This window comes from Bacillus sp. 007/AIA-02/001 (assembly GCF_004634455.1).
Lineage (GTDB): Bacteria > Bacillota > Bacilli > Bacillales > Bacillaceae_G > Bacillus_A > Bacillus_A cereus.
This window is the reverse complement of record NZ_SEIY01000006.1, coordinates 91,218-114,425: the sequence shown is the minus strand read 5'-3', so window position 1 is coordinate 114,425 and position 23,208 is coordinate 91,218. Positions and strand designations below refer to the sequence as shown.

Sequence of the window (23,208 nt, the reverse complement as noted above, 5' to 3'; positions counted from 1 at the left end):
AAGGAAGAGTAAATGGGAGATACTTCTTCATTAATAACCGTTTTTTTATGCATTGCACTACTAATATTTTGGCGTCGTTATCGCTCCATGTATAAGCCAATAAAGGGATCGGGAAAACGTATTTTATGGCCATTACTATTTTTAACACCAGGTATTGTATGGTTTTTAGGTCCCGTACATCCAGCTGTACTACAAGTGGCGATAGCAGCATTTATTGGGATTCTTTTCTCTGTACCACTTATAGCACTAACAAATTATGAGCGAAGAGATGATGGGAATATTTATACGAAAAAAAGTGCAGCTTTTTTAATTACTTTTATTGCACTTGTCGTTTTAAGATATGGTTCAAGACAATTTATCGTTGATTTAGATCAACAAACGATTGGTTTATTATTTTACGTTGTTGCTGTCTCGTATATTATTCCATGGAGAATTGCTTGTTATATAAAGTTTAGGAAAGTTTGGCGGGAAAATAATAATCATGCTATATGAAAACTTCTCATTTGAGAGGTTTTTTTATTTTTATAGGTAAGCAAAACAAGTTGTTGAAGGGCAGGCTGTCATAGAATATGATACATATTATAATGAGGAAAAGTTGAGGGGATAAAAATGCGTACAATTTTACTTTTTCTAAACAACATGTCCATCAATAAAATAGAGAACATTAGACATAAACATGATCCTTTATTTGGATTAATTCCACCGCATATAACAATCGTATTCCCGTTTAAGAGTAATATTTCAAATGATGAATTAAAATCTCATATTTTTAATGTATCAAAAGGGGGAGGCAAAATTGAAATTGAGTTTGCAAATCGTATCACTAGCGTAGGAAACTATTTGTTTTTAGAAGTTGATAGAGGAAGAAAACAAATAGAAGAACTACATGATAGGCTGTATACAGGACCTTTATTACAATTTTTGAAAGAAGACATTCCGTACATCCCGCATGTAACAGTCGGAAGAAAAGAAAGTGCCAAATTAGCTGCTGAAGTAGTGAAGGAGATTCCTAGTTTTCATGGGAAGTTAAATTGTGTGATTGATAGAATAAGCGTGGAGCGAATTGGAGAGAACGGGGAATCAATTATTGAATTTGAAGTGCCATTTTTAAAAAGCTGACAAAAGTCAGCTTTTTATTTCGTAGCATGAAGTAATGCACCAATTGCACCGCTATTACCACCATCTTGTAAAAAGATTGGTGTTTTATTTTGATATTCGGTGTAGCTACTTATAATATGTTGAAGTTGTACGTTATTACATAAAGTCGAACCAATATAAATAATATGTTTAATGTTTTTTGTTTCAGCGAATTGAAGGCTTAATGCAGTAACGACTTCACCGACAAGTCCTTGTATAGTAGCAAGTATGTCTGAGCTATTATATTTCGATTCTGAAATAGCGGCTTTACCAAAATTGCTAGCAGTTAAGTTATTATCGATAGGGGAAAGAATACCACTATAAATATCTCCAACCGTAATATCTAGTTCTTTTCTAGATCCTACTTTTGTTAGAGGGATTACATCTTCAAAATGATTTGTATTTGTTAACAATTTTGAAAGTCCCATAATAGTCCCACCGCCAACTCCGGTTCCACCAGCGCGAATATATTGTTCATTATAAACATAATGGATAGAAGTACCTGTACCGATATTGGTTAAAATAAAATTGTTTATAGTGTGTTTTTCTTCTTTTAATATGTATTGGACACCTGCAAGAGTAGATTCAAATTCGTTTAGCTCTATTATTTTATATGAACCTGTAAGCAGATGCTGTAATAGTTTCGATTTACCACCCGTAATACATATTTGTTTTATGCCATTGTTGTTTTTAATCCAATCTATTATTTTATGTTGTTCATGTGAATAAAATTTTTCAAAAGTTAATAGCTTTTTTTCGTTAAAATAAGCTATTTTCGTTAATGTGCCTCCAGCATCGATACCGATAGTACGTTCCATTTTCCTGCTCCTAACTACGTAATATGTTTTCCTATTTACTTAATTGGTTGAGAATAGATATTTCCAACTGATATAAGGAACACTTTAATCTGCTTGATATATTAATAGTTTTTCTATAGTTACAATAGGCTGGTCGTTTACAGTTGCAATACCTTTACCAAGAATAAAACCTCGGCGATTGCGCGTTAGCTCATAATGTAAATCAAGTTTATCACCGGGATATGCTTTTCCGTGGAATTCAACTCCATCTAAAGAGGAGAGAAATCCTAGTCCTTCAGAATCACTTGTATGTACAAATGCACTAAGCTGGGCAAGTGATTCTACAATTAACATATGAGGCATATGTTTTTGACTATCATTTATAAACCATTCGTTATTTGTAATGAGTTTATATCCTGTAACGGATTCACCTTGTTTTACATTTGTTACTTTATCAATCATTAAAAATGGATAACGATGGGGAAGCGTGTCTTTAATATGCATATGAAAGTACCTCCAATTAATAATACCCCTGCTAAAGTTAAGCAGGGGAGTGGGAACTAATTTTTAACTAATTCATCTACTTTTTCAAGGACGAAAATGCCGCTATTTCTAATATTTTCAACAACTTGTTGCAATACTTCTTTATCTTGAACGAGTGCAATACGTACAAAGCCTTCTCCATGAGGTCCAAATGCATGACCAGGTGTAACAACGACATTCGCACGATCCATTAATGCATAAGCGAAGTCTAGAGAAGTCCATCCTTGTGGAATTTCAGCCCAGACAAACATACTACCAGCTGGCTTATCGACATTCCAGCCAAATGCTCGGAATCCATCGACTAAAGTATCTCTCCGTTCTTGATAAATATCGCGGTTTTTCTCACAAAATGCAGCGCCATTTCTTAGTGCTACAGATGCCGCTTTTTGAATTGGTAAAAATACACCGTAATCGGTATTAGATTTAAATTGAGTAAGTGCACGAACAATTTCTTCGTTTCCAATCATATATCCAATACGGCTACCTGCTAAACTATAACTTTTTGACAAAGAATTGATTTCTACACCAACTTCTTTAGCACCAGGTACAGAGAGAAAGCTAATTGGCTTATTACCATCGAAATAAAATTCAGCATAAGCAAAATCATGGACAACGATAATATTATGCTTTTTCGCGAATGCGATTACTTCTTTAAAGAAATCTTCATGAGCCATTGCTGGAACGGGATTCCCTGGGAAGTTTAAAATCATCATCTTTGCTTGATCGGCAATTTCTTCAGGGATGACTTCTAAGTCTGGTAAGAAATCATTCTCTTTCTTTAAAGGCATGTAGTAAGATGTTGCACCAGCCATTTGAATACCTGTTTCATAAGCTGTATATCCTGGATCAGGAACTAATATAATATCACCTGGATTTGCATAAACCATAGGTAAATGAACGAGCCCGTCTTGTGAACCCATTAACAATAAAACTTCTTTATCCGCATTTAATAAAACGTTATGAGTGTTGTTGTAATATTCAGTTACAGCTTCGTGAAATTCTTGAATACCTGATAATGTATACCCGTAGCTCTCTTTCTCACTCGCTGTATGTACCATTGTTTCTCTTACAAAATCAGCGGGCGGCATATCAGGATTTCCGATGCTCAAATCAATCATGTTATGACCTGCTGCAATTTTTTCTTTTTTATAGGCTCCTAATTCACTAAATATAGAAGATTGGAATGCTTTCATTCTAGTTGCTAACGTGTAAGTCATCAAAACCCCTCCTAAAACAGTGCTTTCATTCTTCATTTTTAATTATTCTGAAAACACATGTTTATATTTTATCATTTTTTTATGAAAATTAAAACGATTGACAAATTTAGAGGAAGGATTAGCCTATTTTGAAAAGTAACGATGTAAATAGCGTAGATGTGTTAATTGAAATGTCTATTATAGGATTCATTTTATATAACTTAAGATATTTTCTAGTTTTTATTAAGTATATTTCTCATGTTTTGAATGAAAAAGAATACGAAAACAAGGGCTATTTTTGTGGACGATTTCTAAAGTGAAATAACGCAGAAAATATTTTCTGCGTCTCCTCTGAAATGTAATCATTTCTTTTTATATGTGCATAATTTTTCGGCTGTCAAAAAGTATACATTTAATGTACCGTCGGCAACTTTTAAAGTTTGGTCCGATGTAAATGAATTACCATAATCAATGTGATATATATTAGAATTTTTGACAAATGAGCCTTTATATAAATCGTCTTTATTCTTTGTTGTTTGCATTTCTACTAAATTTTGCACAATTTCCTCTTTATTTTCTTTTTTGATAACTGTTTCAAATTTATAATATACAGGGCATTCCCCTTTTTTATTGTCAACGACTTCCCAAGAACCGTATATATCGTTATTGCTGCATCCACTAAGTAGGATGATTAGTATAGGAATTGTAAGTAGAACCTTTTTCATTTTGTGCTCCTTTCTTTTAAATTTTAATAAACGTGCGAATACGATAGGGATATTATAATAAATAAAGTTTAAATTTTTTTAAAGAATTATTTAATTTCATATAAAAATTTAGGAGAAATTAAATAAGCATGAATCTAGTGTAAAGTCAGATTCATGCTAGTACTATAGCCTATGTTATGTCTTTTTTGAGGATAAATAAAGAGGAAAGCAGAATCACTATTCCATTTAATATATATACGCTTGCGGTCATAAAGGCTAACGTACCTGCGCCAAATCCTGCTTTATCGAATATAGAAGCAAATGTTGCGATAGTCAAAAAGATAATGGGAGTCAGTAGTAAAAATATGAAACCTGCCACGATTCTTTTTTTAAAACTATGTCCAGATAAGGAAATGGCTAAAAAGTTTAGGATGCTAAACAGAGCAATTGCAAAGAGCAGGACAATAAATACTTCGATGCCATCAGACATTTTACCACTCCTTTTATAAAGAGTACTTTTTATAATCTATTCGAAATAAAAGGGGATACTCCTTTAGGTAATTTCAATAAACGTAATAAATAGGCGTATTATAAAACAAAGAAGTATGGATTCAATATTAGACCCATACTTCTTTGTTTATTTTATAAATTTGCAGATTGCGAATGCTGTTTTTCATAATGTTTCTGCTTAGAAAGGGAAATAGAAATAATCAATAATGAAACGACTCCAAAGATGAGAACCATATATTGTAACCCAATTGTATCTAAGAAGAAACCTGTGCCAAGTAAGACGATTTGGAACATAACCCTCTCAAACATATTACGGAATGAGAAGAGGCGACCGTGATAACTTTTTTCCACTTTCGTTTGGAAAATCGTCGACATAATAGGGAAGAAGCAGCCAACACTAAACCCAAACAAACCAAATGATGTAAGAGCCATCCATTTTATATCGCTAAAGAACAATGACAGATGTGCAAAAGCAGTACAAACTGCGAAGAAATATAGTAATTTTTCAGGTTTGAAATGATCAGATAGACGTTTAATTACGAAGGCACCTAACATAAATGCGACACCTTCAATTGTATATATGAACCCTTTAATCGTAGGATCATGTTGCATTTCGCTAATGTTAATAACCATTAAATTAAACCCAGCTATAAATAATAGAGGGATGATACTTAATATAAGTGCTGTAAAAGCAATAGGAATTCCTTTTAAAATACGAAATACTTCCATAAAGCTATTATCTTTTGCAGCTTGTTTACTTGGTGTTGTTGATTTCTTGTCTTCGAATTGTAGGAAGAAAGTCGAGAGGAATAATAAGGCGTATGCTGCCATTGAGAAGGCATACATGTACTGTAAACTCATCACAACTAAAAGAATTCCACCTAGTGAAGTGCCTGCAATACGAGCAATTGTACCAACATTCATATGTACACCGTTCATTTGTAATAACTCATGCTCACGTACGATGAGTGGAATTACAGATTGTAATGCAGGGAAATAAAATGCTGCTGAAATTTGAAGAGCAACCATAAATGCGATCATAAATGCGATACTTTCAAATTGAATAGCAAAAAACATGAAAATAACACTTAAAACTCGACCAAACCCAGCGTAAAGAAGAACTTTTTTCTTTTCATACTGATCGATGACACGGCCAGCCATAGGTCCAACTAGAACACCGGCTAATAGTCCGATAAATAATATAACTGATTTCATGAAATCAGAAGGGACATATTTTTGCATAAATTCAAGGTTGCCAAGAATACCAAGCCATAATCCTAGACCTGCAATAAACTCCCCAATTAGAACAATCCAAACGTTTTTATTACGCCACATAACATAAAACCTCTCCGTCTTTTAAAAATGAAAAACTCGTATATAAAACCTCCTTATTTATGCACTATTTTCATACGAACTTTTTTAGAGTCAGAGTCTATATTACGTGTTTCATAATTGGATTTCAATCTTTTTGATTTGTCAAAAATTTGATGTGTTAATTGATGAAATAAGTGAATCAAAACGTAAAAAATTTATGATTAAAGCTAATAGAAAGTAAGGATACATATAAAAAAGCAAGAACGTATAACTACGCCTCGCTTTTCTCAAGTACAAAATTAAATATTAGATTCACTTAGCAACATTTACGCTCTTGTCCAATAGCTAAAGCGCTAAAAGATAATGGGCCAACAACTTCTGCGCTTGCACCACTAGTAAGGTTTTCTACAGTTAATGAATATTCGTGTGTTCCACTGCTAACGTTTTGATCTATAGCTTGAAATGTTTGTACGTAGAATTGTTCAGAATCTGTAGATTCAATACCTACTTGTGCATTAAAAATTTCAATGTTATCACGGAAAATTCGGAATAAAACTTGTGAAGTCTCAGTTATACCTTCTACACCAATTGTAGCGATTAATTCTACTCGATTATTTCGTGAATCTCTACTTGAAATTCTCAATTTTAAATTTGCTAAAATTGCTTTATTTGGAGAAGCTGGGATTGCAAAAGTTGTTTCACCAGTTTTACTTATAGGCTGAGTAGCTTGGTAATCAATGATATGAGTCATATTCTTCACCTCCTCATATACTAGAATATGAAAATAGTGAAGAATTAGCTTGGACAAATACTGGATTATTTAATAGAGTCAACAATAATTATTGAAAAGAAGAAATTCACATAAAAGCATTAAGAATATATCACAATAAGATGATATTTTTCTTAATGCTTTTTGTAATTAAGCAGAATATTCTTCTTTACGTACTTCAAAAAATTCATTACGTCGCAAGTAATTATAAATTTTCTCTGAAACCTCTTCTTCTTCAGACACTAAGAAACGATGATCAAAAGCGTAGAAAGATTGACCTTTAATTAATTTTACGTAATACATATTAAACGCCTCCTGACACTAGATTATTACTTGCTTCATATTATGATGGCCTATATGTCTGCTAAAAATACTTGGAGTTTCAAAGGGGATAAGTAAAGAAATGAAAGAGCTTACAATTCTGTAAGGTTTATGTCACCTTTTTCGATAGTTTGTATTTACCAGTTTCTTCTATAATGCAAATAGGTTACATAAAATAAGGGGGTAAAAAGATGGATGAAATAATTGGAGAAGTTGTGGCTGGTATTTGTGAATTTGTAGTGGAAGTAACAGCAGATGCTATAGGAAATTTAGTTTCTGGAAATGATGAGGAAAAAGAAACATTATAATAATTTGTAAAAGAATAAAGTTGATCAAATTATAAAGGCTGATTTCTAAAGGGAAATCAGCTTTTTTATTTTTTACATTATATTAACTTAATTTGAATATTCATTTGTTATCATATTTAAGAAGCCTATATAAGGAGGTGAATAAACAAATATGTCGAATTCAGGGCCTGATTTATCTGTTTCTCGTTTGATTGTGGTAAATATAGAGGAAAAAGAATATCATTTTATTGTTCGTGAACATCCGATTGTAGGGAAATTTATATCGCTATTTGAAAATGGGAAAGAATACGGTTTAATAGATAAACAAATCGCTAATAAAGATAAATTTATTACATCGGAGCTTACTAAGTTAGATTATTTTAATATAGATGTTTTATATCTTACACCTGGGTGGATATGGATTGGTATGGATCAATTTGGTTTACATGCTCGTGAGGCTACTTATAACGAAGTAGATGTTATTATGAAGTTGAAAGAGGATTTATATTATATAGATATATACGAAGAAATAAAAATGTAGTAAATATTTATTCAGGTTAGGGGGGAAGTTCCCATAGCCTTTTTTTTGTTTAATAATAAAATGCAAAATTATATTATTTTAATGAAAGGTAAATATGATAAGAAGTGAGATGAAAAGAGGATTTGAAAATACATTAAGAGAATTGTAATAATTATATGAGTCGTATATGTAAATAACAATAGAAAGAAGATGATAATATGAGTAAAGAAGAGCTTGTGAAAAAACAGTTTGGCAGCAATGCAGATAAATATGTAAATAGTAAAATACATGCTAAAGGACTGGATTTACAATATGTAGTTCAACAAGTTGAGTCTCGTCATAATAATCGTCTTCTTGATGTTGCTACTGGTGGCGGGCATGTGGCAAATATGTTAGCACCTATGTTTGAAGAAGTAGTTGCACTTGATTTAACAGAACAGATGTTAGAAAAAGCAAAAGTTTTTATAAAGCAGAATGGTCATGAAAATGTATCTTTTGTAGCAGGAAATGCAGAGAATTTACCATTTGCAGACCATTTTTTTGATACAATTACATGCCGGATTGCAGCCCATCATTTTACGAGTCCGGCTCAATTTATTTATGAAGTAAATCGTACGTTGGAGGATAATGGATTATTCATCTTAATAGATAATGTTTCGCCAGAAAATAATGAATATGATACATTTTATAATTTTATAGAAAAAAAGCGTGACCCAAGTCATGAACGAGCTCTAAAAAAGACAGAATGGCTTACTTTATTAGAAAAAAATGGTTTACAAATGCAGTCATGTCTTACTTTTAATAAGAAGTTTGATTTTGACTGGTGGTGTAATATGATGGATGTCCCTTTACAAAAGCGTGAAAAATTAACAGAATGTATGATGAAAGCACCAAACGAAATGAAGGAATATTTTAATATTCAATTTAAAAATAATAAAGTAGAATCGTTCTATACTGAAATGGCTATGTTTATATGTAAAAAAAGTATAACGTTAAAAAGATAAATGTGTTGCAGTCTTTCTGAAGTACGATATACTTAGTACAGAGAAACTGAGAATTGAGGAATAGTTATAATGATTCGTGTACGCATTGAAGGTACTGAGGAAGAAATGCTTGAATTTATGGGGAAAATGCCAGACATTCCTGGATTTGAAAAGACACATATGAGAGAGCCGAGAAAAGGAAATAACCCGAAATACGATTCAAGTAAAAATGTACTTGCATATTTGTCTTATAAAAAGATTGAAGTCGCCAATAAATAGGCGGCTTTTTTAGTTTGCGCTGTTTCACCGCCTTGTCTTTTTCACATAATAATAATAGTAGATTATGCTGAAGAGGGGTGAGAATAGTTAATAAGAAAATTATCTTTTTTGGAGACTTTGGTATTGATGACGCCGTAGCGTTAATTTATGCAAATAAAACATGTAAATTAGATATTCTAGGTATTGTTGCTGAGTACGGGAATGTATCACGAGATATCGTTACGGAAAATGTTTATTTTTTAGAAAGGTACTATGCTACACAAGTGAAAATTATTGAAGGTGCGAGTAGACCGATGACAGCTGAAGAGCCTTTGTTTTTCCCTGAAATCCACGGGGATCACGGTTTAGGTCCTATTATTCCACCTGAGATGAGAATTTGTAAACGAGAAAATTTTTGTGAATTAATCAAATTAATCGAACCTTGTCCAGAAGATATTATAATTGTGGCGACAGGGAGACTAACGACGCTTGCTACGTTATTTTTATTGTATCCAAATATAATGGATCGTATTTGTTCGTATTATATAATGGGCGGCGCTTTCCTATTTCCAGGTAATGTTACACCAGTATCTGAAGCGAATTTTTATGGTGATCCAATTGCAGCAAATATTGTTATGAAATATGCGAAAAACGCTAGCATATACCCGTTAAATGTAACACAGGGCGCGCTTATTACGCCTGAAATGGCCAATATAATAGATAAACAAGGAACTGGACAGGCGAAACTCATTAAACCAATGATTGATTTTTATTATGAGAACTTCTATAAAAAAGAATATCCGGGTATTGGTGGAAGTCCTATACACGATTTACTACCGTTTATCTCGTTTATAGATGACAGTATTTTCGAATATAAAAAATCGGCAGTGTGGATTAGTACGACAAATGATGTGACTAGGGGCCAAAGTGTAGCAGACTTTAGAAAAATAGCTGAGCCAACAAGGTTTGATAATCGGCCGATTCAAAGAATTGCTGTTGGTTTTAACTATGCAGCTTTTAAAGAAGAGTTTATGCGAACAATATTGAAGCCAGATTGTCCTTAATGTGTGTAATAACAAGTCGGATAAATCGTTAGTTCAAAAAAGGTTTAATCTGTGTGTATTATTCTCAAAAATCTTAAAGTTGAACAACATGAATAACTTATGAAAAATGTCACATAACTAATGGTAAGCAATTGTTTCTAATTATATTTTGATTGGTGAAATGCAAAGGAGGTTATTATATGATTTGGTCTTTAATCGTCGGTGGTATATTAGGATGGCTTGCGAGCTTAATTACTGGAAAGGACGTACCTGGTGGTGTAATTGGTAATATTATTGCTGGTATTATCGGTTCTTGGGTTGGTTCGAAATTACTTGGTAGTTTTGGTCCAGTCATTGGCGGATATGCAATTATTCCAGCTTTAATCGGTGCGATCATTTTGATTTTCATCGTAAGCTTCTTATTACGAGCAATGCGAAAATGAATGTAAGGGCTGTTTACATTTGTAAGCAGTCCTTTTTATATGTTATGCTAGTATTATACAATCAGGAGGTGTCAGCATTGAAAACATTTACAGTAAATTTCCATCAAGAAGATAATGCTAAAGCGACAACAGTACATAAATTAAGTGAAGAGGACTTCAACAAAGCAACAGAAAAAGGCACTCGTCATCTATTTGATTTAGATACAAACGTTGGATTCTTCGTATTCTTTGACGCAGAAGATGCAGAAGGAAACGATCAATACTTAATGTTACAATACGAAGGTGATCATGAAGAGCCAACTGCGTGCTACGGATTTGATTTAAAACTATACTATCAATTTTTAGCACTGTACTTAAACGATCTTGAGTTCCAAGGTGAAACAGATGAGGAAGAGGAAGAATACGGTCCAATTCATCATTTAGCGCATTTACTTTATCATATTGTTGAAGATGGTAAATCAATCGAAGTGTAATATACATATTTGAAGCTGCCCTTTTTGGGCAGCTTTTTTATATGACATTGGAATGGTGTACTGTGAGCTAAATAAAGTGAAACTTTAATCAGTGGGGGTTTTGTTCATCCCCACTGATTATCAGCCCTCACCAATCGGGCTTTTACGGACAGCAGGGCCCCCACCTAACTTCTTTGTTTCCGCTGAATTTTGAGGTGGGGATCTTACTGCCCGGCAAATAGCGGGATAAATTAATAATAGAAATTTATTTATTACTTTCATGTTAGCATCGTAAAACACCTGTTATAATTATTGTAATTAAATTCATGGAGGCTAATTCTATGCTTGTAGATGTAAAAGCTTTTATTAAAGCTGCAGGTTTAACATGTATTTCATCATTAAGTGGAGATAACACGTTTGCTTATAATTTTGAAACTGTAAAAAATACTATCGCTACATTTTTTAAGAAGCTAAGATTTACCGTATAATTTTATTTCAACCAGTAGGAAAAGAGTAATCACTTCCTACTGGTTTTTTTCTGTTTCAAGGAGCTGTTGTGAGAGCATGTTTTAAGTTATAGATAGAGGATATTATCATTGAGAAGAGAAGGTTTAAATAAGGATATGAAAATGGTTTCGTTTATCAGGAGGTAGTTACTTCGGATATAACAGACTTGGTTACTTTTTAGAAACAGCTTTTGTAATATATTTTGTACAAGCTTTTGGAGAGAATGAAGCACTGACTTTTTGGAACAAACATAATTTGAAAAGTAGTGTAATGGGTTGGTTAACGAAATGAATAAGATGCAATAGGGGGTAAAAATGATGAAAATATATTTAAAAATAGTTATGTTATTTTTGGTGTTTACATGTATGTTTGCGCTAGCCGCATGTAAAGAGACAGACGAAAAAAAGGAAACAAATCCAACCTCGGAAAATAATAAAAATGAACAAAGTAATTTTTCAGAAGAACAGAAAAATCCTGAAGCAAAACCAAGCAATGAAAAAACAACAAAACCATCGCCTGACCCAGATTCGAAAAATAGAACACTTAATCAAAAATCAATTAACCACGTTAAAGATTTGTTTGAACTCGCAAAAGAAGGAAAAGTACCTAATGTACCATTTGGAGCCCATACAGGGGATATTGAAGAAATTGAAAAAGTGTGGGGGAAAGCAAATAAAACCGAATATGCAGGGAACGGAATGTACGCAATTTTTACAAATAAAAATGTTGTTTTCGGATTTAATAAAGGGTCACAAGTTTTTGATGTACGCTCATATCATGCAGAACTAAAATTGATTACATTACAAGAAATTGAAAAAGCATTAGGAAAACCATCTTCAGTTAAAGAGAATGGTGAAGATAAAATATATGTATACAAAGTAAATAACCAGTATGAGCTGAAATTTGTCATTCCAAAATCGACTGGTAAGGTAGATCATATTTCTGTATTTTCACCAGAGGATAGTATTAATAAAATGGCAGGATAAGAAATTAAGTGATTTCAAAAACACCTCACTTTCCTTAAGTGAGGTGTTTTTAGTTGTAAATAAGGAACGTCTCCTGCCAAATAAAACATACTTTCATACGCGAAATACTTCACTTTTGTTTTTTAATATTCATCCAATAAGAAATATTGATCTACTGAAAAAGTAGTAACCTATAAATTATGTGTAGGCTGGTTCATGATTTTTTTACGTTCTAAATTTTGAACAAACAGTGCTTGAACAATACCTCCAATTAATAAGAAACTAGCACAAATATAAAACAGCATACTTCCATTTAACTTACTTAATAAAACTGCACCAATAACTGGTCCGCATGTTCGAGATATATCCCAGTGTATACCGTAAATTGAAAAATATAAACCACGTTTATTGTGAGGTGCAATTTCTGAAACGAATCGTAATAAATGGTTTAGAGCAATACTTTCTCCAATGACTAAAAAGAGTAAGGTGAAGAACAACGAGAATATCGTCGTTGAATAACTAAAGCCAACTGCAGCTATTGTATAGCAGGCGTAAGAAATAAGGATGATTTTCGCCATAGAAAATCGTTCAGACCATTTTACGAGGAAGATTTGTAGAATGATTTCCAAAATGGCTTTGCATGTTGAAATAAATGCGAGTATGAATACGAGATTAGGAAATACATGTTCTGCAAAAATACGATAATTCGTCTCAGTTTGTGCATAAAAAAAGCTAATAGGAAGTGTAGAAACCATAAGACCGAATATGGCATAATGTTTAAAAATAAATTGCTTTGGTGAACTTGCCTCAACTGTTTGTTTCGACTTACTCATAGGTGGAACGGTTTCTGGGAGCTGGGTCCAAACAACAACGGCATATATCGTAAGGGTTACACTTTGCACGATAAATAAATATTCTGGGTGAGTATTATAAAAACTTGCACCTATTAAAGGGCCGACTACGGATCCAATTGCTCCCATCGTTTGTAGGAGAGCAAAAACTTCTGCTTGCTGCTCTTGTTTTGTTAAATCAGCAATTTGTGCACGCTGAGCTGGAATGTATAAGGAACGGCCAATACCATTAATGACATATAACAGTGCAAATATAAAAACGGATTGAGCGAAAACGAAACTACCGATTGCAACACCTTGTAGTAATAATCCGAGTAACATAATCTTTTTTCGGCCATATTTATCAGTAATTCCTCCAGCAATAAGTGTAAATAAAATGTCTGAAAGTGGCTGTAATCCGAAAATTAGCATAGTTATTATTACATTGCCGTTTAACATTTTATTGATGTAAATAATCATAATGAGAGCTAACATAGATTCAGTCGTTCGGGTTAATAATTCACCGCACAGTCTAATAAAAATAGGTTTATTGTAACGAAGTAAGAGATAATTCAATATTAATTCCTCCTTTCTATATTGAAATGATAAGATGAAAGGAGAGTTGGAAAAAGGGTAGAAACAATAGGGAGTATTTTTCACCTTTTAGGGGGAGTATGATGTTTATTTTAGATCAATACATTGAACTATGGATTGCTTATGGAAAAGGGAAAAAAGAGGGAGAACGATTGGAAGTAACAGTGCAAAATATATCTGGAACACTATTTTGTACAGAGCGTAATAGTAAATTAATTATAAAAAAATTAGATGAGTTAAATTGGATTAAGTGGTTTCCAGGTCGCGGCAGAGGAAATCGTTCTAAATTAATATTTCAAAAGCACCCGATGTCTTTAATTTTAGATAGAGGAAAAGAAATAACGAAAAAAGGGGATGTGAAAAGCGGAAGCATATTTGTGGAACGCTATAGCTCACATTTTCCATCGGTAAAGGGAGAATATCACTCCTGGGTGGATTCAATATTTGGTCATAAGGTTGAAATGACATCTGAAGGGAGAAGAGATGTACTCCGGTTGCAAGTACAAATGAATTTAGATATCACATTAGATCCTGTATACGCTACAATGCGTTCAGAATGCCATATGGTAAAACATATATTCGACACACTCGTGTATGTAGACGGTAATACAAACATTATAGAGCCAAGACTTGCATTTCACTGGGAATATAATGACGCTGAAAAAATATGGACGTTTTACTTACGAAAAGGAGTTCACTTTCATAATGGAAAACAACTTACTGCACATGATGTTATATACTCGTTGAATCGATTTATGAAGCTGGAAAATAATGCACACGCATGGATGTTACAACACGTTGAAAATATCCGTTCAGTGGATGACTACGTTTTCGAAATTCAATTACATACGGAAAATCGAATGTTTTTACATATGCTAAGTGCAGAACAGTGTTCTATCGTGAATGAAGATGAAGCAGGAGAGCTAATTGGAACAGGGCCTTTTCAATTATATAAAAGTAATGAAAATCTGTTCATTTTAGAAGGACATCCTTTATATTTTCGTGAAAGACCTTTTTTAGATCGTATTGAGTTGTGGAATGTAGAACAAGGTGTAAGTACATACGATGTTTTAGTAAAGGCGCAGTATAAAGATAAAGAAAAACATAATAAAGAATTGTCTCGGCTTGAGTCGAACGTGACATATATAACATGTAATCTTACGAAAGAAGGACCAATGCAAGATGCGTTATTTCGGAAAGCGTTATATAACATCATTCATGGTTATACAATCGTTCAAGAACTCGGCGGAGAACGTGGAGAAGTGGCAAAAAAACTAATATTAGCAGGTGAAAGCATTGTAGAGATTGAGGAAGATGTAGAAAGTTTAATTAAAAGGAGTACTTATCATAATGAAGTGCTACAACTCTACACATTTACAGGACGAGATCATGTTGAAGATGCACAGTGGATACAAAAAGAGTGTGCGAAATACGGGATTCGTGTAGAAAATAATTTTCTTGATATAGAAGAGCTATTGGAAGTAAGTACGATACAAAAGGCCGATATGATGCATGATAGTGCTACAATTAGTGAACGAATAGAAGATAGTCTATTATATATGTTTCTTACAAAAAATAGTTTTATTCATGGACAAAGCAGCATGGACTTTCATGAAAAGTTGTCTCCTTATTTTAGACAAGAAGAATTAGAGAAAAGAGTTACACTGTTACGCGATATCGAGGATACTTTGTTACGTCAAATTCATATTATTCCTTTATATCGTAATAAACAAGAGGTAAGTACACATGAAAAAGTTCAAAATATAATGATTAATTCACAAGGTTGGATTGATTTTTATAATATTTGGTTTAAGTCTTGATATATAAGGGCTTTTGCACATTTTCATAAGGTGTGTAAGAGCCTTTTTTGTATGTAGGAATAGGTTTGTTTTACACATTGTTACGCTACTTGTGATAAAAGTCTATTTACAGCGTAACAGTGTTATGTTACATTGTTATCAGGAAGGAGTGTTATACAGTTGAGTACAGATTTAATTTCAAAAAAAGATTTATTAGAACTAACTGGTATTTCATACGGACAGTTATATAGGTGGAAAAGAAAAAATTTAATTCCGGAAGATTGGTTTGTACGAAAATCAACGTTTACAGGTCAAGAGACATTTTTTCCGAAAGAAAAGATATTAGAGCGTATCGATAAAATCCAAACGATGAAAGAGGATTTATCACTTGATGAACTAGCGAACATGTTTTCGCCGAGTGTGAGAGAAATTCTTTTAACAAAGGAAGACATTTTATGCAAGGGGATTGCATCAGAACCAGTTTTACAATTTTTCATAGAACAAACGAATAAAAGAGCAGAGTTTCAATTTGTAGATATTCTTTATGTGTACATGTTAGAAGAATTACTACAATCAGGAGAGATTAGTTTAGAAGAAGGAAAAATGGTCTTGCAAGTTTTACGTGAAAATTATGAAGCAATTAAACATAAAACTTGTGACTTAATTATTGTCCGAAAGTTAGGTATTTCTACATGTTTATTGGTTTCAAACGTGGACGATTTAATTTTTGAAAAAGGCACCAAAATCGTTTTACGCGAAGCGATTATGAAATATACCGAAGCATTAAAAACTAAATTGTTGTAGTGGAGGAGAAAGTATGCGTACAGATAATTTGATTATAAATGGTTACGGTTCATCGAATGGTGGCGAGTTTCATAAAGTGCAATTAAACGGAAAAGGAACTGTGAATGGAAATGTTGAATGTGAGCAATTTGAATGTAACGGTTACGGTGCAGTTACTGGCGATTTGAAAAGTAGCAGTGCACGAATTAGCGGATCTGGTAAAGTTGATGGCACAGTTCATGCTGAAACGATGCGAATTGATGGAAAAGCAACAATTACGCAAAATGTAAAAGCAAACAGTTTAAAAATTGCAGGAAAAGGTACGATAGGTGGAAATGTCACTGGTGAAGAATTTAAAGTCAATGGTCAAGCTACAATTGACGGTAATTGTGAAGTGGATACTTTTTCTTCAGAAGGACAATTTACAATCGGTGGTTTATTAAGCGCAGATGAAATTAATATAAATATTCACGGTACATGTCGAGCGAAAGAAATTGGTGGTCAAACGATTAAAGTAAGACATAGATCAGGTACATTTAGTAGGCTATTTAAAACAGTATTTGGCTTGCAGTTAGAAGCTGAACTATTAGAAGGTGACAATATCGATATTGATTATGCTCACATAAGAACGGTAAGAGGAAACAATGTTACAGTAGGAGCAAACTGTGAGATTGAACTGATTGAATATACCGGTGTTCTTACTGTTGATAAAAATGCAAATGTAAAAGAAATTAAGCAGGTTTAACGGAAGGGAGAAATCAGTATGGAACATCCACATAGTCTCACAGTAAATGGTTCTGGTAATTCAGCAGGCGGAGATTATAATAAAGTGAAGATTCGCGGTGAAGGAACAATTACGAATGATATGAGTTGCAATGAGTTTAAAACGTACGGAACGAGTGATGTACGCGGTAATGTGAAAGTGAAAAACTATGTCGTGTATGGAGATAACGAAGTACAAGGAAATGTAGATGCGGAATATGTAAAAGTATATGGTAATACACAAATTCATGGTGATGCTCATATTGAAAAAACAAAAGTTAGAGGTATGATAAATATTGAAGGAAAGTTTTCAGGTGATTTCGTAGATGTAAAAGGTGCTTTAAATGTAAAGGGAGATATTGAAGTAGAAGATTTATCATTAACTGGTGGTCTTGAAAGTGATGGATTACTTAATGCTGAAAATATTCAAATCTCACTTCGTTATGAAGGCAGTAAGGTAAGAGAAATTGGTGGTAAAAAAATTACCGTTCGTAAAAAAGCGAGATTTATTCCTTTTACTAGTCATGCTGGAAACCTCCAAACTTCAATTGTTGAAGGAGATGATATCTATTTAGAACATACGATTGCTGAAGTTGTAAGAGGCAACAACGTCACAATTGGTCCTGGATGTGAAATTAGTGTTGTAGAATATCATACTAGTTTTAATCAAAAAGGTAATGCAGTCGTAAAAGAACATAAACAAATATAAGTAGTATGAGGGAGAGCAAGAGATATGGTTGAGAAGAATAATAAGCTCGGCTTTGTTGTGGCGGGCTTATTGCTAGGTATTTTAATGGCATCGATGGATAATACCATTGTCGTAACGGCGATGGGAACAATCGTTGGTGACTTAGGAGGCCTCGAAAACTTTGTATGGGTCGTTTCTGCCTATATGGTCGCAGAAATGGCAGGCATGCCTATTTTCGGTAAGCTATCAGATATGTATGGTAGAAAGAGATTCTTTATTTTCGGTTTAATTGTCTTTATGATTGGTTCGGCACTTTGTGGTACTGCTGAAAATATTACACAGTTAGGTATTTATCGTGCCATTCAAGGTATTGGCGGCGGGGCATTAGTGCCGATCGCGTTTACTATCGTTTTTGATATTTTTCCACCTGAAAAACGCGGGAAAATGGGTGGTTTATTCGGAGCTGTATTTGGATTATCTAGTATTTTCGGGCCATTACTTGGCGCATATATTACCGATTACATTAGCTGGCACTGGGTATTTTATATTAACTTACCACTTGGCATTTTAGCACTTATTTTTATTACATTCTTTTATAAAGAATCACGCGTTCATAGAAAGCAAAAGATTGATTGGTTTGGCGCAATTACTTTAGTTGGTGCAGTAGTTTCTTTAATGTTTGCGCTTGAACTAGGCGGACAAAAATATGATTGGGATTCTAGCTTTATTTTAAGTTTATTTGGTGGATTCGCTATTTTAATCATCGCATTCATTTTTATTGAACGAAAAGTAGAAGAACCAATTATTTCATTTGAGATGTTTAAGCAGCGCTTATTCGGAATGAGTACAATTATTGCATTATGTTACGGTGCTGCATTTATGTCAGCAACTGTTTACATTCCGTTATTCATTCAAGGTGTATACGGCGGGACTGCAACAAACTCAGGATTATTACTTTTACCTATGATGCTAGGATCAGTCGTAACAGCGCAGTTAGGTGGATTTTTAACGACTAAGCTGAGCTACCGAAACATTATGATTATTTCTGCTGTTATTATGTTAATCGGATTATTCTTATTAAGTACATTAACGCCAGAAACAAGTCGTGCATTATTAACGGTTTATATGATTATTATCGGATTTGGAGTAGGTTTCTCATTCTCTGTACTAAGTATGGCTTCAATTCATAACTTCGGTATGGAACAGCGTGGATCTGCAACTTCAACGAGTAACTTCATTCGTTCATTAGGAATGACACTAGGTATTACAATCTTCGGAATGATCCAAAGAACAGGTTTCCAAGATCAATTAGAAGAAGCATTTAAAGGGATGAGCGGGGGAATGAATACAAAATTAGGGGATTCAAGAGCCATTTTATCAGAATCGGCAAGATCTCAAATCCCTCCGCAAATATTAGATAAGATTATTGACGCTCTTTCTAGTTCAATTGTTCAAACATTCATGTGGGCATTGGTACCAGCTGGATTAGCATTCATGTTCATTTTCTTTATGGGAAATGAGCGTATGGTAATTAAGAAAGAACAAATGAATAAAAAGAGTGAAACATCAAAAGCGTAATGAAAAAGCTCCTTTCCAATTGGAAAGGAGCTTTTTCATATGTACGGTGTTAGATTAGCCTTCGATAATTTCGTATTCTTCGTCTGCAAGTAATAAAATTTGCGTTTTCTTGCCTTTGTTTTGAACTTCGATTACATCGTATGCGCCTAAGTCTCTTACTTTGCTTTGAGAAGCGTTAACCATAACTTCAATAGAATCAATTAAGATATCTTCTTCAATATATGATTCAGGCAATGCCATATCTTCAGTATCTAATACACACGCATATAGATTTTGTAAATTTTCAGCAGTTGGGTTTTGTTCCTCAACATCAATGATATTTTTTACTGCATCCATATTTTCTTCTTTTGCTTGGTACACTTTAATTTTAGCCATAATTTTAATCTCCTTTATAACGTAATCGTAGAGGCTACACCTCATTATAACGTTTTTTTTATGAAAGATGAAATTGTTATATGTATTTATAGTAAAAATTATGTGTTCTTACTCAAAATTGGTGTGATTTCCATATAAATGTACGAGTAGGTAACGATAATGTTACGTTAAAGTTATATTGTCCAAGCTTTTCTTATTTTCTTCCTATATGTATGTAGTAGCAATTCTATATAGAGAAGGGATGGAGTGTAAGTGGGTTGTGAACCGAGAGTTTCTAGAGATTTTGTTCAAGTACCTGAACTGGTAGGTTTTCGATTACTTTTATCACATCCAGCTGGAGACCCTTTAAACTACGGATTATTATTTATTAATTTTCCTGATACGATTTTTATTTTTATATTGGCATCAAGCGGATACCTTGCCATTTCGAACTGTTTAAAAATAGAGGGCGGAACTGGTGATGCCGAAATAGAAGAGATGAAAAAATGATAGAGGATGACGATAATACGTACAAGTCAGTTGTTAAATTGACTAAAGTATATAAGAACGGTGAGACGGAATCTTTTATTTATAAAAATGAGTTATAATACATGTATTTAAATGCACCCTCAAACTATTGTTGAGGGTTGTTACATAATTAATTATGTTGATCCTTCAAACCGTTTGTTAACGAGTAAGAAATATATTTATTGTTGACTTATTTTATAGGTTGATCATTTCATAGTTAGTAGATGTTATAATCATTTTATGTTTACTGATATTTTATAAATATTCGAAGTTTCAATTTAATAGTCAATTGCTTTTATGATGAACAGGTGGGTGTGTATATGAATACGAATTATGGAGCGCTCATGAAAATGTTAAGAGTGGTTGATTCTAAAGAAGGCGGGAATGTAAATGATATATGAAGCGAATATACATACAAGAAAAAAACTAGTTTCTATGTTTGAGGATTTCAATAACGTTGTTTTACTTTCTTATTTACAAGGGCATATGGGTACTGCTTGGGTAAATGATCTTGAAAATCCAACAGTAGCACAAGTTACGGTAGGAATTTTTACATTTTACGCTGGAGACCCAAATACGAAAGAAACAGAAGAGTTATTACGTAATATTCCAGAAAGAATTTTAGTTATCGTAAATAGTGAAGAGTGGAAACAACGCTTAGAAACATTCCATGAAAGAAAAATAGATAAGTTTTTACGTTATAAATTCAAACGAAATCCAGAAGTTTTTAATCGTTCAAAATTACAATCTTTTATATCAGCACTTCCAAAAGAATATGAGTTAAGAAGAATAGATGAGCATATCGCAAATAGCCCCAAATTACATAAGATATCTGAAGATTTTACAAGTCAATTTCATTCGATAGAAGATTATATAAACCGTGGTATAGGTTATAGCATTTTATATAATGGAGAAGTTGTATGCGGTGCATCCTCCTATAGTATTTATAATGATGGGATTGAAATTGAAGTTGCGACTGATCACAATCATAGAAGAGAGGGCTTGGCAACTGTAGTTAGTGCAGCTATTATATTGGATTGCTTAGAAAATGGAAAGTATCCAAACTGGGACGCAGCGAATACTACATCTGCTAAACTAGCAGAAAAGTTAGGATATGAATTTGATAAGGCATATGATACTTATTTTGTAGATAATAGATGAGTGAAGGAGTTACATACTAAAAAATACATGCGCCCTAGTACGTAAGTCTAGGGCACATGTATTAGTTGGTAAATATCTTCATAACAATTTTATCACATTTTATCTTTTGAATGTTTGGAATTAAAGATATTTATGTGACTTTTTGAAAAAATAAAAGAGCAGTTAGCAAAAGCTAACTGCTCTTCTCCAAGGGGGAATGGAGAAATACAATCATGTTACCTATAGTATTGACAGAACATTGAGTTTTAATCAGCCATTTATAAAAGGAGAGATAAAATATCTTTGATTAATCCTTAGCTCCGATTAGGAGTACTGATAGAAAAACGATTGAGAATATATTTTTTTATTACATTTACAATTTGAAGAGTAGAACGTGTTTATCGTAATTCTCCAAACACCAATTATATTTTTTTAGAATAATTGGATGGACTGCTTCTTTCGTAGTATTGACTTCAGTATATCCATATTTCTTATAAAAGTTTTCTAATTCCTCAAAAGGAAGACAATATACATTTTGTATTTGTGATTTTTTTGCAGTTTCTACTAAAAATAAAACAAGCTCACCAGCTAATTGTAGCCCTCTAAATTGAGGCAGAATAAAAATTCCGCCCATTTCTAAAGTATCTTCATCTATTTGGACTAATCGGCCAACGCCTGCATACTCGTTGTTATATGTAATAATTGCAACTTTATCTCTCTTTAAATCACTCCGTACAAATCCTATTGAGTCATATTGGTTATTAATCCATTCTAAATCGTTAGATGTGGCCAATTGAATACTCATATACATCCTCCTTCGGAATACTAGCGCTCTCTTCATTATATAGAACATAAGATACTATATCAAAAGAACCTTGAGATAGCACATTTGTTTAAGTTATTAGTTAAAAGTGTGGGATTGCTGGCATTGAAATGATGGCTTCACCAAACATAGGATAGTAATCTTGTAAATTTAGTGTTACATAGTCAAAATAAAAATTAGTTTATGTGTTCGGTAACGCACGATTGTTTAAGTGTAGAGAAAATCATAGGGTTATTTTAATTAGTAGCTACTGTATTCATTGAAGCTATTAAGGAAATGTGGTAATCGCCAGCCCTAGTGATACAAATCATATTAGGATTTAGTAAAAAAAATTCTTCCTGAAAAAGAGGGGGATTAAAGATAAGAGCACTTCGAAAAGTGCCCTTCAGTAACGACTACTCATTCTAAAAAGAAAGGATGCAATATATCATATGAAGTTAAATGTATTTAAGTATGGGTCTTTTATATAAATGTGAAATAAAAGAGGGTTGTCTTCTTATTAGAAGGCAGCTTTTTGTTATTACAAAAAAGAATTAGAAATAAAATATAAATTCAGTTACTTGTCCAAACAATTTTTTTA

At 33.0% G+C, this 23,208-nt stretch carries 27 protein-coding genes and 2 pseudogenes; 18 read left to right on the top strand and 11 right to left on the bottom strand.

The window, feature by feature from the left end:
• Nucleotides 1-12: 12 nt before the first annotated feature.
• Nucleotides 13-492, top strand: a complete 480-nt coding sequence (locus ES895_RS15140; RefSeq protein WP_000502975.1) for a CcdC family protein — start codon at nt 13-15, stop codon at nt 490-492.
• A gap of 117 nt (nt 493-609) precedes the next feature.
• Entirely contained in the window at nt 610-1,119 is a 510-nt protein-coding gene (locus ES895_RS15135) for a 2'-5' RNA ligase family protein (protein WP_001259213.1), read from the top strand.
• A gap of 14 nt (nt 1,120-1,133) precedes the next feature.
• On the opposite strand, the gene coaW is transcribed toward ES895_RS15135, so the two are convergent.
• From coaW to ES895_RS15095, 8 genes are all read right to left on the bottom strand, one after another.
• Nucleotides 1,134-1,955 carry a type II pantothenate kinase gene (coaW, locus tag ES895_RS15130; RefSeq protein WP_000442495.1) on the bottom strand — a complete coding sequence of 274 codons (822 nt, stop codon included), beginning with the start codon at nt 1,953-1,955 and terminating at the stop codon, nt 1,134-1,136.
• A gap of 84 nt (nt 1,956-2,039) precedes the next feature.
• Nucleotides 2,040-2,438, bottom strand: coding sequence for a 3-hydroxyacyl-ACP dehydratase FabZ family protein (locus ES895_RS15125; protein ID WP_000547659.1), 399 nt, complete (start codon nt 2,436-2,438; stop codon nt 2,040-2,042).
• A 56-nt stretch (nt 2,439-2,494) separates the two neighbouring features.
• The gene (locus ES895_RS15120; RefSeq protein ID WP_000222698.1) at nt 2,495-3,694 is read right to left on the bottom strand and encodes an LL-diaminopimelate aminotransferase; all 1,200 of its coding nucleotides are present in this window, start codon (nt 3,692-3,694) and stop codon (nt 2,495-2,497) included.
• 341 nt (nt 3,695-4,035) lie between these two features.
• Nucleotides 4,036-4,398: a hypothetical protein gene (locus ES895_RS15115; RefSeq protein WP_000757016.1), complete on the bottom strand. Its 363-nt coding sequence runs from the start codon at nt 4,396-4,398 to the stop codon at nt 4,036-4,038.
• Between the two features lie 169 nt (nt 4,399-4,567).
• On the bottom strand, nt 4,568-4,867 hold the full coding sequence (locus ES895_RS15110; RefSeq protein ID WP_001279464.1) for a hypothetical protein: 300 nt from the start codon (nt 4,865-4,867) through the stop codon (nt 4,568-4,570).
• Between the two features lie 152 nt (nt 4,868-5,019).
• Nucleotides 5,020-6,222, bottom strand: coding sequence for an MFS transporter (locus tag ES895_RS15105; protein ID WP_000269261.1), 1,203 nt, complete (start codon nt 6,220-6,222; stop codon nt 5,020-5,022).
• Between the two features lie 295 nt (nt 6,223-6,517).
• Nucleotides 6,518-6,952 carry an exosporium protein ExsC gene (exsC, locus tag ES895_RS15100; RefSeq protein WP_000148797.1) on the bottom strand — a complete coding sequence of 145 codons (435 nt, stop codon included), beginning with the start codon at nt 6,950-6,952 and terminating at the stop codon, nt 6,518-6,520.
• A 168-nt stretch (nt 6,953-7,120) separates the two neighbouring features.
• Nucleotides 7,121-7,273, bottom strand: a complete 153-nt coding sequence (locus tag ES895_RS15095) for a YqbF domain-containing protein (protein WP_000291905.1) — start codon at nt 7,271-7,273, stop codon at nt 7,121-7,123.
• 477 nt (nt 7,274-7,750) lie between these two features.
• Between ES895_RS15095 and ES895_RS15090 the strand changes: the two genes are divergently transcribed.
• The 9 genes and pseudogenes from ES895_RS15090 to ES895_RS15050 all read left to right on the top strand — a co-directional run bounded on the left by ES895_RS15090 (nt 7,751) and on the right by ES895_RS15050 (nt 12,770).
• Entirely contained in the window at nt 7,751-8,119 is a 369-nt protein-coding gene (locus ES895_RS15090; RefSeq protein WP_000071478.1) for a hypothetical protein, read from the top strand.
• A gap of 197 nt (nt 8,120-8,316) precedes the next feature.
• Nucleotides 8,317-9,102 carry a class I SAM-dependent methyltransferase gene (locus tag ES895_RS15085; protein ID WP_000031306.1) on the top strand — a complete coding sequence of 262 codons (786 nt, stop codon included), beginning with the start codon at nt 8,317-8,319 and terminating at the stop codon, nt 9,100-9,102.
• 69 nt (nt 9,103-9,171) lie between these two features.
• Nucleotides 9,172-9,360, top strand: coding sequence for a DUF3970 family protein (locus tag ES895_RS15080; protein WP_000621885.1), 189 nt, complete (start codon nt 9,172-9,174; stop codon nt 9,358-9,360).
• Between the two features lie 77 nt (nt 9,361-9,437).
• Complete coding sequence (locus tag ES895_RS15075) at nt 9,438-10,403, top strand: nucleoside hydrolase (RefSeq protein WP_001223680.1); 966 nt, start codon at nt 9,438-9,440, stop codon at nt 10,401-10,403.
• Nucleotides 10,404-10,582: 179 nt separating this feature from the next.
• On the top strand, nt 10,583-10,825 hold the full coding sequence (locus ES895_RS15070; RefSeq protein ID WP_000638306.1) for a GlsB/YeaQ/YmgE family stress response membrane protein: 243 nt from the start codon (nt 10,583-10,585) through the stop codon (nt 10,823-10,825).
• A 77-nt stretch (nt 10,826-10,902) separates the two neighbouring features.
• On the top strand, nt 10,903-11,298 hold the full coding sequence (locus ES895_RS15065) for a hypothetical protein (RefSeq protein ID WP_000847587.1): 396 nt from the start codon (nt 10,903-10,905) through the stop codon (nt 11,296-11,298).
• Nucleotides 11,299-11,618: 320 nt separating this feature from the next.
• Nucleotides 11,619-11,765, top strand: coding sequence for a hypothetical protein (locus ES895_RS15060; protein WP_000959548.1), 147 nt, complete (start codon nt 11,619-11,621; stop codon nt 11,763-11,765).
• A gap of 139 nt (nt 11,766-11,904) precedes the next feature.
• Nucleotides 11,905-12,075 (top strand): annotated as a pseudogene (locus tag ES895_RS15055) (aminopeptidase); the annotation flags it as partial.
• Nucleotides 12,076-12,098: 23 nt separating this feature from the next.
• Nucleotides 12,099-12,770 carry a YjgB family protein gene (locus tag ES895_RS15050; protein WP_002103234.1) on the top strand — a complete coding sequence of 224 codons (672 nt, stop codon included), beginning with the start codon at nt 12,099-12,101 and terminating at the stop codon, nt 12,768-12,770.
• 170 nt (nt 12,771-12,940) lie between these two features.
• Here the strand turns inward: ES895_RS15050 and ES895_RS15045 are convergent, their stop codons facing one another.
• Nucleotides 12,941-14,155, bottom strand: coding sequence for an MDR family MFS transporter (locus tag ES895_RS15045; protein WP_001108454.1), 1,215 nt, complete (start codon nt 14,153-14,155; stop codon nt 12,941-12,943).
• A gap of 101 nt (nt 14,156-14,256) precedes the next feature.
• Between ES895_RS15045 and ES895_RS15040 the strand changes: the two genes are divergently transcribed.
• The 5 genes from ES895_RS15040 (at nt 14,257) to ES895_RS15020 (ending at nt 19,783) form a co-directional block, all read left to right on the top strand.
• Entirely contained in the window at nt 14,257-15,993 is a 1,737-nt protein-coding gene (locus ES895_RS15040) for an ABC transporter substrate-binding protein (protein WP_000470207.1), read from the top strand.
• A gap of 159 nt (nt 15,994-16,152) precedes the next feature.
• Entirely contained in the window at nt 16,153-16,776 is a 624-nt protein-coding gene (locus ES895_RS15035) for a YhbD family protein (protein ID WP_000102238.1), read from the top strand.
• Nucleotides 16,777-16,789: 13 nt separating this feature from the next.
• Complete coding sequence (locus ES895_RS15030; RefSeq protein ID WP_001258384.1) at nt 16,790-17,500, top strand: bactofilin family protein; 711 nt, start codon at nt 16,790-16,792, stop codon at nt 17,498-17,500.
• An 18-nt stretch (nt 17,501-17,518) separates the two neighbouring features.
• Nucleotides 17,519-18,226, top strand: a complete 708-nt coding sequence (locus tag ES895_RS15025; RefSeq protein WP_000400911.1) for a hypothetical protein — start codon at nt 17,519-17,521, stop codon at nt 18,224-18,226.
• A gap of 24 nt (nt 18,227-18,250) precedes the next feature.
• Nucleotides 18,251-19,783, top strand: coding sequence for an MDR family MFS transporter (locus ES895_RS15020; protein WP_000229619.1), 1,533 nt, complete (start codon nt 18,251-18,253; stop codon nt 19,781-19,783).
• Between the two features lie 54 nt (nt 19,784-19,837).
• Here ES895_RS15020 and ES895_RS15015 read toward each other — a convergent pair whose 3' ends face one another.
• Nucleotides 19,838-20,158 (bottom strand): hypothetical protein, encoded by a 321-nt coding sequence (locus ES895_RS15015; RefSeq protein WP_001062727.1) that lies wholly within the window; start codon nt 20,156-20,158, stop codon nt 19,838-19,840.
• A 261-nt stretch (nt 20,159-20,419) separates the two neighbouring features.
• On the opposite strand from ES895_RS15015, the pseudogene ES895_RS15010 reads away from it, so the two are divergent.
• Nucleotides 20,420-20,745, top strand: a pseudogene (locus tag ES895_RS15010) (BC_2878 family exosporium-associated protein); the annotation flags it as partial.
• A gap of 310 nt (nt 20,746-21,055) precedes the next feature.
• Entirely contained in the window at nt 21,056-21,826 is a 771-nt protein-coding gene (locus ES895_RS15005) for a GNAT family N-acetyltransferase (protein ID WP_000638734.1), read from the top strand.
• Nucleotides 21,827-22,178: 352 nt separating this feature from the next.
• Here ES895_RS15005 and ES895_RS15000 read toward each other — a convergent pair whose 3' ends face one another.
• Complete coding sequence (locus ES895_RS15000) at nt 22,179-22,610, bottom strand: GNAT family N-acetyltransferase (RefSeq protein ID WP_000027150.1); 432 nt, start codon at nt 22,608-22,610, stop codon at nt 22,179-22,181.
• Nucleotides 22,611-23,208: the final 598 nt, after the last annotated feature.

Bases quoted from the DNA above. Each gene is read 5' to 3' on its own strand.
- ES895_RS15070 (WP_000638306.1), top strand. From the start codon at position 10,583: ATGATTTGGTCTTTAATCGTCGGTGGTATATTAGGATGGCTTGCGAGC.
- ES895_RS15030 (WP_001258384.1), top strand. From the start codon at position 16,790: ATGCGTACAGATAATTTGATTATAAATGGTTACGGTTCATCGAATGGT.
- ES895_RS15015 (WP_001062727.1), bottom strand. From the start codon at position 20,158: ATGGCTAAAATTAAAGTGTACCAAGCAAAAGAAGAAAATATGGATGCA.
- ES895_RS15095 (WP_000291905.1), bottom strand. From the start codon at position 7,273: ATGTATTACGTAAAATTAATTAAAGGTCAATCTTTCTACGCTTTTGAT.
- ES895_RS15085 (WP_000031306.1), top strand. From the start codon at position 8,317: ATGAGTAAAGAAGAGCTTGTGAAAAAACAGTTTGGCAGCAATGCAGAT.
- ES895_RS15000 (WP_000027150.1), bottom strand. From the start codon at position 22,610: ATGAGTATTCAATTGGCCACATCTAACGATTTAGAATGGATTAATAAC.
- coaW (WP_000442495.1), bottom strand. From the start codon at position 1,955: ATGGAACGTACTATCGGTATCGATGCTGGAGGCACATTAACGAAAATA.
- ES895_RS15040 (WP_000470207.1), top strand. From the start codon at position 14,257: ATGTTTATTTTAGATCAATACATTGAACTATGGATTGCTTATGGAAAA.
- ES895_RS15060 (WP_000959548.1), top strand. From the start codon at position 11,619: ATGCTTGTAGATGTAAAAGCTTTTATTAAAGCTGCAGGTTTAACATGT.
- ES895_RS15020 (WP_000229619.1), top strand. From the start codon at position 18,251: ATGGTTGAGAAGAATAATAAGCTCGGCTTTGTTGTGGCGGGCTTATTG.
- ES895_RS15125 (WP_000547659.1), bottom strand. From the start codon at position 2,438: ATGCATATTAAAGACACGCTTCCCCATCGTTATCCATTTTTAATGATT.
- ES895_RS15005 (WP_000638734.1), top strand. From the start codon at position 21,056: ATGATATATGAAGCGAATATACATACAAGAAAAAAACTAGTTTCTATG.
- ES895_RS15050 (WP_002103234.1), top strand. From the start codon at position 12,099: ATGATGAAAATATATTTAAAAATAGTTATGTTATTTTTGGTGTTTACA.
- ES895_RS15105 (WP_000269261.1), bottom strand. From the start codon at position 6,222: ATGTGGCGTAATAAAAACGTTTGGATTGTTCTAATTGGGGAGTTTATT.
- ES895_RS15025 (WP_000400911.1), top strand. From the start codon at position 17,519: ATGGAACATCCACATAGTCTCACAGTAAATGGTTCTGGTAATTCAGCA.
- exsC (WP_000148797.1), bottom strand. From the start codon at position 6,952: ATGACTCATATCATTGATTACCAAGCTACTCAGCCTATAAGTAAAACT.
- ES895_RS15110 (WP_001279464.1), bottom strand. From the start codon at position 4,867: ATGTCTGATGGCATCGAAGTATTTATTGTCCTGCTCTTTGCAATTGCT.
- ES895_RS15115 (WP_000757016.1), bottom strand. From the start codon at position 4,398: ATGAAAAAGGTTCTACTTACAATTCCTATACTAATCATCCTACTTAGT.
- ES895_RS15140 (WP_000502975.1), top strand. From the start codon at position 13: ATGGGAGATACTTCTTCATTAATAACCGTTTTTTTATGCATTGCACTA.
- ES895_RS15090 (WP_000071478.1), top strand. From the start codon at position 7,751: ATGTCGAATTCAGGGCCTGATTTATCTGTTTCTCGTTTGATTGTGGTA.
- ES895_RS15120 (WP_000222698.1), bottom strand. From the start codon at position 3,694: ATGACTTACACGTTAGCAACTAGAATGAAAGCATTCCAATCTTCTATA.
- ES895_RS15080 (WP_000621885.1), top strand. From the start codon at position 9,172: ATGATTCGTGTACGCATTGAAGGTACTGAGGAAGAAATGCTTGAATTT.
- ES895_RS15135 (WP_001259213.1), top strand. From the start codon at position 610: ATGCGTACAATTTTACTTTTTCTAAACAACATGTCCATCAATAAAATA.